Annotated in this window: 14 protein-coding genes and 1 pseudogene; 8 read left to right on the forward strand and 7 right to left on the reverse strand. The window is 69.6% G+C overall.

Going from position 1 to position 9,778, the window contains the following annotated elements; genetic code table 11:
• The 3 genes from BKN37_RS23585 to BKN37_RS23595 form a co-directional block, all read left to right on the forward strand.
• The coding region (locus BKN37_RS23585; RefSeq protein ID WP_165618382.1) for an MMPL family transporter at positions 1 to 260 on the forward strand (260 nt) is incomplete at its 5' end.
• Positions 253 to 933 (forward strand): TetR/AcrR family transcriptional regulator, encoded by a 681-nt coding sequence (locus tag BKN37_RS23590; protein ID WP_071029360.1) that lies wholly within the window; start codon positions 253 to 255, stop codon positions 931 to 933. The genes BKN37_RS23585 and BKN37_RS23590, both read left to right, overlap by 8 nt.
• Positions 930 to 1,559 carry a class I SAM-dependent methyltransferase gene (locus tag BKN37_RS23595; protein ID WP_071029361.1) on the forward strand — a complete coding sequence of 210 codons (630 nt, stop codon included), beginning with the start codon at positions 930 to 932 and terminating at the stop codon, positions 1,557 to 1,559. The genes BKN37_RS23590 and BKN37_RS23595 overlap by 4 nt, the downstream gene beginning before the upstream one ends.
• 380 nt (positions 1,560 to 1,939) lie before the next feature.
• On the opposite strand, the gene BKN37_RS23600 is transcribed toward BKN37_RS23595, so the two are convergent.
• A complete protein-coding gene (locus BKN37_RS23600) occupies positions 1,940 to 2,800 on the reverse strand; it encodes a hypothetical protein (RefSeq protein ID WP_423212834.1) in 861 nt (286 codons plus the stop codon).
• Positions 2,801 to 2,887: 87 nt separating this feature from the next.
• Positions 2,888 to 3,601, reverse strand: a complete 714-nt coding sequence (locus BKN37_RS23605; protein ID WP_071029362.1) for an NAD-dependent deacylase — start codon at positions 3,599 to 3,601, stop codon at positions 2,888 to 2,890.
• Positions 3,602 to 3,638: 37 nt separating this feature from the next.
• On the opposite strand from BKN37_RS23605, the gene BKN37_RS23610 reads away from it, so the two are divergent.
• Positions 3,639 to 4,013, forward strand: a complete 375-nt coding sequence (locus BKN37_RS23610; protein ID WP_071029363.1) for an Rv1152 family transcriptional regulator — start codon at positions 3,639 to 3,641, stop codon at positions 4,011 to 4,013.
• Positions 4,014 to 4,019: 6 nt separating this feature from the next.
• On the opposite strand, the gene BKN37_RS23615 is transcribed toward BKN37_RS23610, so the two are convergent.
• Genes BKN37_RS23615 through BKN37_RS23625 form a run of 3 tightly spaced genes read right to left on the reverse strand, consistent with a single transcriptional unit; the run spans position 4,020 to position 6,170 of the window.
• Positions 4,020 to 4,820: a class I SAM-dependent methyltransferase gene (locus tag BKN37_RS23615; RefSeq protein WP_071029364.1), complete on the reverse strand. Its 801-nt coding sequence runs from the start codon at positions 4,818 to 4,820 to the stop codon at positions 4,020 to 4,022.
• A 10-nt stretch (positions 4,821 to 4,830) separates the two neighbouring features.
• Positions 4,831 to 5,349 (reverse strand): DUF1697 domain-containing protein, encoded by a 519-nt coding sequence (locus BKN37_RS23620; RefSeq protein WP_071029365.1) that lies wholly within the window; start codon positions 5,347 to 5,349, stop codon positions 4,831 to 4,833.
• The gene (locus BKN37_RS23625; protein WP_071029366.1) at positions 5,346 to 6,170 is read right to left on the reverse strand and encodes a class I SAM-dependent methyltransferase; all 825 of its coding nucleotides are present in this window, start codon (positions 6,168 to 6,170) and stop codon (positions 5,346 to 5,348) included. The genes BKN37_RS23620 and BKN37_RS23625 overlap by 4 nt, the downstream gene beginning before the upstream one ends.
• 30 nt (positions 6,171 to 6,200) lie before the next feature.
• Between BKN37_RS23625 and BKN37_RS23630 the strand changes: the two genes are divergently transcribed.
• On the forward strand, positions 6,201 to 6,644 hold the full coding sequence (locus BKN37_RS23630) for a PPOX class F420-dependent oxidoreductase (protein WP_071029367.1): 444 nt from the start codon (positions 6,201 to 6,203) through the stop codon (positions 6,642 to 6,644).
• A 26-nt stretch (positions 6,645 to 6,670) separates the two neighbouring features.
• Complete coding sequence (locus tag BKN37_RS23635; RefSeq protein ID WP_071029368.1) at positions 6,671 to 6,859, forward strand: DUF5302 domain-containing protein; 189 nt, start codon at positions 6,671 to 6,673, stop codon at positions 6,857 to 6,859.
• 14 nt (positions 6,860 to 6,873) lie between these two features.
• On the opposite strand, the gene BKN37_RS23640 is transcribed toward BKN37_RS23635, so the two are convergent.
• Positions 6,874 to 8,169, reverse strand: coding sequence for an acyltransferase family protein (locus tag BKN37_RS23640; protein WP_071029369.1), 1,296 nt, complete (start codon positions 8,167 to 8,169; stop codon positions 6,874 to 6,876).
• A gap of 85 nt (positions 8,170 to 8,254) precedes the next feature.
• Between BKN37_RS23640 and BKN37_RS23645 the strand changes: the two are divergent.
• Both BKN37_RS23645 and BKN37_RS23650 read left to right on the forward strand, forming a co-directional pair.
• Positions 8,255 to 8,853: pseudogene (locus BKN37_RS23645) on the forward strand (HhH-GPD-type base excision DNA repair protein).
• Positions 8,850 to 8,996, forward strand: a complete 147-nt coding sequence (locus tag BKN37_RS23650) for a DUF1059 domain-containing protein (RefSeq protein WP_071029370.1) — start codon at positions 8,850 to 8,852, stop codon at positions 8,994 to 8,996. Before BKN37_RS23645 ends, BKN37_RS23650 begins: the two are co-directional and overlap by 4 nt.
• Before the next feature lie 186 nt (positions 8,997 to 9,182).
• Here BKN37_RS23650 and BKN37_RS23655 read toward each other — a convergent pair.
• Positions 9,183 to 9,778, reverse strand: a 596-nt coding sequence (locus BKN37_RS23655) for an Rv1157c family protein (protein WP_479724562.1), incomplete at its 5' end; no start/stop codon positions are given.

Consider the following 9,778-nt stretch of genomic DNA (forward strand, 5'->3'; position numbering starts at 1 on the left):
TGATCACCGCCGCCGCGCTGGTGATGTCGATCTCGTTCGCCGCGCTGATCGCCGCCCAGGTGTCGTTCATGCGGATGTTCGGGGTCGGCCTGACCCTGGCCGTGCTGGCCGACGCCACCCTGGTGCGGATGATGCTGGTGCCGGCGTTCATGCACGTGATGGGCCGGTGGAACTGGTGGGCGCCGCGGCCGCTGGTGCGGCTGCACCAGCGGATCGGGATCAGTGAATCCGGCGAGGTGCATGAGCCCGTCCATGCCTAGCCCTCGCCGCCACCGGGCGCCCCGCGGATCCGGTGATCTGTTGCGCGACGAAATCCTCGACGCCGCCACCGAATTGCTGCTGGAGACCGGGCACGCCAAGGCGGTGTCGATCCGGGCGGTGGCCCAGCGGGTCGGCGTGACCTCGCCGTCGATCTATCTGCACTTCGACGACAAGGACGCGCTGCTGGACGCGGTGTGCGCCCGGTATTTCGAGAAGCTGGACGCCGAGATGCAGCGCGCGGCGGCCGGGCAGGTTTGCCCGATGGAGGCGCTGCGGGCGGTGGGGCTGGCCTATGTCCGGTTCGCGGTGGCCACCCCGGAGCTGTACCGGATCGCCACCATGGCGGAGGGCCAGCCCGGCAGCGACGTCGACGCCGTGCTGGCCAGTTCGGCGTTCACCCATCTACGTGCCTCGGTGCAGGCGCTGATGGACGAGGGCATCTATCAGCCCGGCGATCCCACCACCGGGGCCCTCGAATTGTGGAGTGCAGCGCACGGGGTGGCCGCGTTGTTGATCAGCAAACCGCACCTGCCGTTCGGCGACGTCGAGGCGTTCACCGACCGGGTGCTTCGCGCGGTGTGCGCCGGGCATATCGTGGTCGGACTGGTTGGTGAGGATGCCACACCTCAGCAATTCCTGGATTGGCTGGCAACCCGTGGAGGTAACCCGTGAGCAGCACGGTGGAGAACCCGTTTTTCGCTCGGATCTGGAAGTTCATGTCGAGCCACGAAACCGACTGGCTGCACGACCGGCGGCGGGAAAACCTCGAGGGGCTATCCGGGCGGGTGCTGGAGGTCGGCGCCGGCACCGGAACCAACTTCGCGTTTTATCCCGACACGGTGACCGAGGTGGTGGCGATCGAGCCGGAACCGCGGCTGCTGGAGGTCGCCCGCGAGGCCGCCGCGTCGGCCCCGGTGCCGGTGTCGGTGACCGCGGGCACTGTGGAGAGTTTGGCCGCATCGGAGCCCTTCGACGCGGTGGTGTGTTCGCTGGTGTTGTGCTCGATTGACGATCCGGAAGCCGTTTTGCGTCAACTGCTTTCTCGGTTGCGTCCCGGCGGTGAACTGCGCTACTTCGAACACGTCGCCTCCGCCGGCGCGCGGGGTGGCCTGCAGAAGGTGGTCGATGCGACGTTTTGGCCGCGGTTGTTCGGCAACTGCCACACCCACCGCGACACCGAAGCGGTCATCGGGGCGGCCGGGTTCGAGCCGGTGACCTCGCGTCGCGGCTGGCAATTCCCGGTGTGGGCGCCGGTGCCGGTGTCGGAATTCGCGCTGGGCCGCGCGGTGCGGCCTTAGCCCGTCTTAGCTGCGCGTCGAGCCTGCGCTGAGGGCTTCCAGTCTGCGGTGGCGGCGTCGAGTCTGCGGTGAGGGCATCGACATTGCGTTCACGGCATCGAGTCTGCGGTGAGGGCATCGACACTGCGTTCACGGCAGCGAGTCTGCGGTGAGGGCACTGAGTCTGCGGTGAGGCCGTGTTTTCCCGCCGATCTTGGGCCTGAGCGCAGGCTCGGCGCCGCCAGCGCAGGCTCGATGCCCTCAGCGCAGGCTCGGCGCCGCCAGCGCAGGCTCGATGCCGCCACCGCAGACTCGGCGCCGCCACCGCAGACTCGCTGCCGCCAGCGCAGACTCGCTGCCGCTAGTGCAGACTCGATGCCGCCAGCACAGACTCGGCGCCGCTAGCGCAGGCTCGCTCGCCGAGATGTCCGTGCATCGCGCACCCGGGGGATGATCTGGGCCGGACGATCGCCGGCAACCACCCGGATGTCGATCCAGCCGAGCTTTTCCAACTCCTCCTGACGCACGATGTCCTTCTTGTACTGCCAGCGGTCGAGGCGATGTTGCTCCCCGTCGTACTCCACGGCGACCATCAGGTTCTCCCAGCCCATGTCGAGGTAGTACGTGTTCCCGGTGTCTGGTCCGACGACCGGGATCTGCGTGGTCGGCCGGGGAAAGCCGGCGCGGATCAGCAGCAGCCGCAGCCAGGTCTCCTTGGGAGATTCTGCGCCCGAGTCGGCCAGATCCAGCACCGTTTCCAGTTGGCGAAGGCCGCGTGCGCCGCGGTGCCGGCCGGCGAGGTCGGCGACATCGCCCACCTTGACGCCGGTGGCCTGCATCAGCGCATCTAGCTGTGCAACCGCCGCGCCGACCGCCCCTCGACGCGCGATATCGAATGCGGTGCGTTCCGGCGTGGTTACCGCAACACCGTCGACCAACCCGAATTCGGCTGTCGGCAGGCGCATGTCGTAGGTCCGCACCCCGTGCGGTGGTCGGGCGTTTGCCCAGATCAGCTCGATCGGCAGATCATCGTCGACCCATTTCGAACCGTGGCATGCCGCCGCGGTCAACCCGGCCACTACGCCCTGCCGGTGCGACCACAGCCATGCCGCCATCGCCCGCTGCTGCAGCGTGAGGTCAAGACCGCGCAGGCAGTAGACGTCGGGAAGCACGGCCTGGAACCGAGACCGCAATTGGCGGCGCTGCAGCATCCCCGCGGCCACCGCTTCACTGCCGATGAACGGCTGGTGGGGTGTCATCATGGCGACAGCTTCGGCGACGGGCCCGACCGCGAGCCCACCGAATCCGTGGTCAGCGCCCGTTTCTGTGGATAGACGCCGATCTGTGCGTCAATCCAGCAGCGCGGGCAGCCGCTGCAGCAAGGTCGGCAACGCGGAACTGGCGGTGTCGCGCATCGACACGGTGGCGTTGGCGGACAACGGCGTCGGTTCGGGATTGACCTCGATGACGGGCGTGCCGCGGGCCAGCGCCAGCTCGGGCAGCCCGGCGGCCGGGTACACGATCGCCGACGTCCCCACCACCACCAGCACGTCGGCGGCCTCGGTCGCCTGCACCGCGTGCTGCCACGGCCCTTCGGGCAGGGCCTCCCCGAACCACACGATGTTGGGGCGGATCAGGCCGCCGCATGCGCAGACCGGCGGCTCCACTTCCAACGCCGGCTCGGCCATGTCGGGCAACGTCTCGGTGTAGGGCATCCCGCAGTTCGCGCACACGAATTCGAACAGGCTGCCGTGCAGGTGGTGCACCGGGTGGCTGCCGGCGCGTTCATGCAAGTCGTCGACGTTCTGCGTGACGACGCTGACCTCGGCATGGTCCTGCCAGTCCGCGACGGCGCGGTGCCCGGCGTTGGGCTCCACCCGGCCGACCAGGTGGTGCCGCCACAGATACCAGCCCCACACCCGCTCGGGGTGCTGTAGCCACCCCTCGATACTGGACAGCTCGTAGGGGTCGAACCGCGCCCACAGGCCGTTCTTATCGTCGCGGAACGTCGGGACCCCGCTCTCCGCGGAGATCCCCGCGCCGCTGAGCACCGTTACCCGCACCCCACCAACATAGCGGTCCTAGGGAATACTGGGGCAGGTGGATTTGGGCGAGTGGTTGCGGGTCGACGGGGACCCGGGCAGACCGCTGTTCGATCAGCTCAGAACGCAGATCATCGACGCCATCCGGTCCGGGAAGCTGCCGGCCGGCACCCGGCTGCCCACGGTGCGCGAGCTGGCAAGTCAACTGAGCCTGGCGGCCAACACCGTCGCCCGCGCCTACCGGGAACTGGAGGCTGCGGGCATCGTCGAAACCCGCGGCCGCTTCGGCACTTTCGTGGCAGCCGTGGATCCCGCCGATACCGCGATGGCGGAAGCGGCAAAGGCATACGCCGATGCGGCCCGGTCGTTGGGCCTGGGCAAAGCCGAGGCCCAGCGCTACCTCGACGCCGCGTTCGACGCCGCCGACGGCTGAGCTGACTCAGCCGAATTCCAGCAGGGTCATCGAGGGGCGCAGTGGGTCGAGCGCGCGAATCCGGTACGCGGCCGACAGCACGGTGCCGAACAGCAGGCCGCGGCCCCGTGGGCTGTGCACGTCGTGCACGGCGCGGATACCCGGCACCGTGTTCACCAGCTCGGCGGCCTCCGACACCGGAAGACTGAACGGCATCGGCGGGGCCTGGTAGCGCAGCGAGGTCCGCATCCCGCGCCGGGCGACCTTGTTGACCCACGGCGGTGGCAGATCGAACATCATCTGACCGCCCGGGAACCGCGCCGCGCATTCGGCGATCAACCCCAACGCCTCCTCGGGCTGCAGGTACATCAGCAGCCCCTCGGAGGTGATGAACACCCCGTTCGACGGGTCGACCCGGTCCATCCAGCTGTAATCCAGCGCCGACTGCGCGCACACCGAGATCCGCGGCGATTCCGGCAACAGTCGGGTGCGCAGGTCGATCACCGGCGGGAGATCAACGGTCAGCCAGCGGAATTGGGCGTCGGGGATGGCGGCGTCCAGGCGCCAGAAACTGGTCTGGAAACCTTCGGCCAACGCCACCACGGTGGCCGCCGGGTGCCGAGCCAGGTAGCGGCGGGTGTGCAGGTCGAACGCCAGCGCCCGCACCGCCATGTCTTGTCGGGTGGGGCCGAACTTGGCGAAGTCGAAGTCGATGGCCTCGAGCAACCTGATCGCCATCGGATCGTCGATGATCCCGTCGGGACGCATCGCCTCCCGAGCGCGGGACCGCAGCGTCAGCAGGGCCGTTTCGGACACACCGGTGAGCACCGACGCAACACTACCGGGACAGCACTTTGCCCAACGTGCGCAGGTTGCGGGTCGTGGTCGACGATTTGTAGCGCTGCTTACCCATCGTCTTGCCGACGGTGCTGTCCAGCGTGTTGCCCTTGGGGATCTGCCAGTACAGCACGCCGACGCCCCGGGCGATCCGCTCGTGGGCACCGGCGGTCAACGCGGCCAACTCGTCGAGCACCGCGTCGTCGGCGACGAACGTGACGTAGGAGTGGTAGCCGTCGACCTCGGGTTCGAACGGGTAGGCCTCGACCACGGCGCGCACCGTGTCGAGGTCGTAGACCAGCACCCAGGCGTCGTAGCCGAACCGTTCGCGCAGCGCGGCCTCCATCGTGGCCCGCACCGCGCCCCCGCCCCGCGGCGACTCCAGCAGCACGTTGCCGCTGGCCAAGATGGTGCGCACGGCCGCGAATCCGGCGTCGGTCAGCGCGGCGACCACCTCGGCCATCTTCAGGTTGACGCCGCCGACGTTGACGCCCCGCAGGAACGCCGCATAGGCGGTCATGGGCCGAATTCCAGCAGCGTGATGCTGGACCGACGCCGGCGTAGCGGGCCGAAGCGGTCCACGGCCCGCCACAGCGCCTGCCCCGACGGGCCACGACCGGTCAGCTGCGAGACGTCGCGGGCCGCGCGTATCCCGGGGATTTCGCCGGCCAGCGCCACCGCCTCGTCGGGGCTAAGCCCGAACGGCATCGGCGGGGCGATGCACCGGTCCGACATGCGCCACCCCTTCAACGTCCGTCGGCTAAACCAGCGCGGAATCGCGTCGAACAGGAACCGGCCGCCGGGGAAGCGTTGGGCGCAGTCCGCGATCAGCGCGTGCACCTCGTCGGGATCGAGGTACATCAGCAGGCCTTCGGCGGTGATGAACACCCCGTGGCTCGCGTCGACGCGGTCCATCCAGCCGCGGTCCAGCGCCGACTGGGCCAGGTGCACGATCCGCGGGTCGCGGGGCAGCAGTTGCTCGCGCAGCGCCACCACCGGCGGCAGGTCGACGCAGTACCAGGTGGCCTCGTTCAGCACACCCGCACGGTCCAGCCGCCAGAAACTGGTTTGCAATCCCTCGGCCAGCGCCACCACCGCGGCTTTCGGGTGGGCGCGCAGGTAGTCGGCGAGGGCGGCGTCGAAGGTCAGCGCCCGCAGCGCGTGGTAGCGCTCGATGCTGCCGAACTTGTCGTAGTCGTAGCTGATCGCATCGAAAAGCGTGACCGCCCAAGGGTCGTCGATCACCCCGTCGGGCCGCGCGGCTTCGGCGGCCCGGTTCCGCAGCGTCCACAATGTGGTGGCCGAGACTCCTCGTAGGGTGTTGCCGTCGACCAGCGCCATGACGTGATGGTAGCGACGTAGGCTAGGCGGATGGGACGCGAAGTCTTCGACGACAAGCTGCTGGCCTTGATCAGCGACAACTCCATCGGGGTGCTGGCCACCATCAAGTCCGACGGGCGCCCGCAGCTGTCCAACGTGTCGTATTACTTCGACCCGCGCAATCTCGTCGTGCAGGTGTCGATCACCGAGCCGCGGGCCAAGACCCGCAACCTGCGCCGCGACCCGCGGGCCTCGCTCCTGGTCAGCGCCGACGACGGCTGGGCGTACGCGGTCGCCGAGGGCACCGCCGAGCTGACGCCGCCGGCGGCCGCCCCCGACGACGCCACCGTCGAGGCGCTGATCGCCTTGTACCGCAACATCGCTGGCGAGCACCCGGACTGGGATGAGTACCGGCAAGCCATGGTCACCGATCGGCGGGTGGTGCTGACCCTGCCGGTCTCGCACGTGTACGGCATGCCGCCGGGCATGCGGTAGGTCGGTCGGCGCGTTAGGCTGCGGGCATGGCCGCTGCACACTCCGAGCCGGAATCCACCTCGGAGGACGACACCAAGCGCAAGTTCCGGGAAGCCCTGGACCGCAAGAAGGCGAAGGCGGCGGGCGGGTCCGCGCACAAGGACGGTGGTGCCAAGCAGCCCCGGGCGCACGGCCCGCTCGAGAGCCGTCGGGAGTTCCGCCGCAAGAGCGGGTAGCCCGCTCGGCGCGGCTAGTCGGCGGAGCGGGTGGCCAATGCCCGCGCCCCCACCAAGCCGGCCAGCATGATCGCCACGCAGTACAGCCCGTCGTCTTTCAGGCCCCACTTCACCGACGCCAGCGTCGCCGCCGACGCGACACACAGCAGGGCGCCGAGCGCGAGGCTGCGCAGTCCGGGCGCGGTCACCCGCGCGCCGTCCCAGCCCGGCAGCGGTGAGTTCTCCAGCGGCCGCAGCGCCACGAACAGCGCGCCGACCAGGCCGGTCATCAGCAGCAGTTGGGCCAGGCTGAGGGCGACCAGGTGCGGCTGGCCGGGGAAGCGGTACCACCCCAGCGAGTCGAACACCAGGTGCACGCCGAGCAGCGCCGGCATGTGCCACAGGTACAGCGTCATCGCGCCCGAGTTGCCGATCGCCGTCAACCACCACACCCGGGGCCGCTGCGCCCACCGGGCGATCGCAGGGGCGGCCGCAACCACCAACGCGCACATCATGATTGCGTGCCCAGCCATCAACAGCGACGGCGGTGACATGTTCGCGAGTCGTTGGCCTTCGATACCGACCAGGCTCAGCTCATAGGGGCCGAAGTGGCACAGGGCCAGGTTGACGCCCAGCATCGCCAGCCCGGTGCTCCACGCGGCACCGCGTGTCAGCAGCCCGCGGCGGTAGGCGACGCCGAACATCCCCGGGATCACCCACGCCGCCATGTTCAGGTAGCCGAGCAGGGCCAGGCCGGAGGTGTGCAGCCGGATGATGTCGACCAGCGCCACGAACCCGTACACCGCGGCGACGCTGACGACCAGTTGGCGGGTGGTGCTGATCCGGGACAGCAGCGGCACCGTGGCCAGCACCAGCACGTAGGCGCCGAGGAACCACAGCAGCTGGATGCTGACACCGGCGATCGGCTCGTAGACGTGCGGGGGCAGGATCGGGCGCAGCCCCACCAGGGCGACCGCCCAAAACGCCAGGTAGTAGAACACCGGCCGGTACAGCCGGGTGCAGCGCTTCATCAGCCAACCGCCCCAGCTCGTGCCGGGCCGCCACGACCCGACGCTGGCGGCCACCCCGGCGAAGAAGAACAGCGGCATGATCTGGAAGACCCAGGTCAGCGCCTGAAACACCGTCGAGGTGGTGAGCAGGTTGTCCCAGATGAGGACACCGTCGCGGATCATGCTGGTGGCCATGATGGTGTGCCCGGCCACCACGCCGATCAGCGACACGATGCGGATGACGTCGATGGCGCGGTCGCGGTCGGCGGGGGTCTGCGCGGCGACGTCCGCGGGGGCAGGAAAGCTCAGCAGTTGCGTCATGCGGCAACGCTAACCGCGGCAGGGGTAGGTAATTTCCCCCTATTTTCGGGGTCGCGCCGGGCAGGGTGCTCAGTACACTGACGGCGTGCCGAAGCTGCAGCTGGTTCAGGATCCCGCCGCCGACGCGTTGCTGGAGTCCAGTCCGTTCGCGTTGCTGGTCGGAATGCTGCTGGACCAGCAGGTGCCGATGGAGACCGCGTTCGCGGGACCGAAGAAGATCGCCGACCGGATGGGCGGGCTCGACGCCCGCGAGATCGCCGACACGACCCGGACAAGTTCGCCGCGCTGTGCTCGGAAAAGCCTGCGATACACCGCTTCCCGGGTTCGATGGCCACCCGGATCCAGGACTTGGCGCGGGTTTTGGTGGATCGCTACGACGGGGACGCGGCCGCGTTGTGGATCGCTGGTGATCCCGACGGACCCGAACTGTTGCGGCGGCTCAAGGGGCTGCCCGGCTTCGGCGACCAGAAGGCGCGGATCTTTCTGGCGTTGCTCGGCAAGCAATACGGCGTGACCCCGGCCGGCTGGCGCGCCGCGGCCGGCGACTACGGCAAAGCCGGTGCCCGCATGTCGATCGCCGACGTCGTCGACGCCGAGTCGCTCGGGCAAGTCCGGTCCTACAAGAAGCAGATGAAGGCGGCTAAAAAGGCTGCCCCGAAGGTGAAGGGAAAGGCGGCACCGTGAAGACGCACATCAACTGCCCGTGTGGTGAGGCCATCGCCGGCAAGGACGAGGACGAGCTGGTCGAACTCACCCAAAAGCATCTCGCCGACGCGCACCCGGGCATGGAGTACGACCGGGACGCCATCCTGTTCATGGCCTACTGATCTTCGCCCCGCGCGGCACCGCGGCCTGAGGCCTCCCCGCGGTGTCGCCGGGTGGCCGGCCATGTGTCGTTGCGTCCGCGTCCGAGCGACAAACGTTGGGTGTCAACGGCGTTGTCGCTCAGACGCGGACGCAAACCCATCAGGTACCCGAGCGGTAGCCGGTGGGGCCGGTGGTGCGTCAGGGTGTCAGGGCACCACCGTCGAGCCGATGGTGGGCATGAAGTTGCACTGCTTGTCCTTGGTGCTGACCTGCCCGAAGATCGTCGACATGATGCTGCCGGAGCCGGTGTCGACGATCGCGGTGAGCGTCGTCGGCCCCTCCGGGTTGATGTCGGGACGCGGCTTGAGCGCGGCGGTGCCCGATTTCCCGCTGGTCAGGTTCACCCAGGTGACGTTGAGCGGCAGCTTCTGCACCTCGGCCGGTCCCGGGGTGCCGACCGCGGTGAAGACGTACGCGGTCTGACCCGGTCCGGGGCCGGGGGCCGGGATCTTGGCCGGGCCCGCCACCGACAGCGCGGTGGCGATGACGTTGCCGCCGTCGGCCAGGCAGCTCTGGCCGATGGACGGGTACATGAAGTCCTGCGTGGGCGGGGCGTCCGGGCCGAAGGCCGGTGCGCCGACGGGGGCCGGCGCGGGCGCCGGGGCGGGGGCGGGCGCCGCCCCGGGGGCCGGCGCGGGCGCGGGTGCCGCCTCGGGCGCCGGGGGAGCGGGCGGCGGGCCTGGGGCGGCAGCCGGGGCGGGCGCGGGCGGCACCGCCTGCGGGGCCGGACCCACCGCGTTGG

Source organism: Mycobacterium talmoniae (genome assembly GCF_001854525.1).
Classification (GTDB): domain Bacteria; phylum Actinomycetota; class Actinomycetes; order Mycobacteriales; family Mycobacteriaceae; genus Mycobacterium; species Mycobacterium talmoniae.